This is a genomic window from Borrelia crocidurae (assembly GCF_000825665.2).
GTDB classification, from domain to species: Bacteria; Spirochaetota; Spirochaetia; order Borreliales; family Borreliaceae; genus Borrelia; species Borrelia duttonii.
Window position 1 is genome coordinate 584,710 of sequence record NZ_LN609267.1, and the last position, 667, is coordinate 585,376.

Here is a 667-nt window from a genome sequence, read left to right on the forward strand (position 1 = left end):
ATTGTATTGTAGCAGTTTACTTATTTGGTGTACGTTGTGTTGTAATTGGATTGTATTGATTATTTTATTTATAAAGAGAAGTAATTGATACTTCTCTTTATAAATTTTATGTAAACCAATACCTAATACCAAGAGCAGCAAATATTTCCCATCTAAATCCAGCTCCTCCATTCCAAATATTAATTCCAAGACCAGGTGCTACTTTTAAAAATACGTCAAATTTTTTTATAAATATTGCAAGATTTAATATTAGTGGCAATCTGGCTCCTATGCTTATTGGACCACTATTTGTGTGTGTATGATTCCATCTGGAGAACCATATTGTTCCATATCCGCCACCACCAATCGAAAAGTTAAGCATTTGATTTAATTCTTTAAAAGTATGCATATAAAATATGTAGTCTATTGCAAGAAATAAAGTTTGCCAATTTTGAAAAAGATTGTTTGCTCCATTATAAATTCCTAAGTCTATGTCAAAGTTTTCAATGTTTAATTCTAATGCAATTGGAAATGGTAATAAAATTCCTATTCCAAAATTACTTCTTGCTGTTGAATTGGCGAAAGCAGATGTTGACAATAATAACAGTATTAAGATAAATATATTTTTTTGTTTCATGGGTTCTCCTTTAATAAAGATTTAATATAGAAATTTAATTCTGTATTGATA

The 667-nt window shown here is 28.2% G+C and carries 1 protein-coding gene; it reads right to left on the reverse strand.

The annotated features are described in order from the left end of the window. Positions 1–106 precede the first annotated feature (106 nt). Positions 107–616, reverse strand: a complete 510-nt coding sequence (locus BN1173_RS02880) for a BAPKO_0422 family outer member beta-barrel protein (protein WP_012538313.1) — start codon at positions 614–616, stop codon at positions 107–109. Between the last annotated feature and the right edge of the window lie 51 nt (positions 617–667).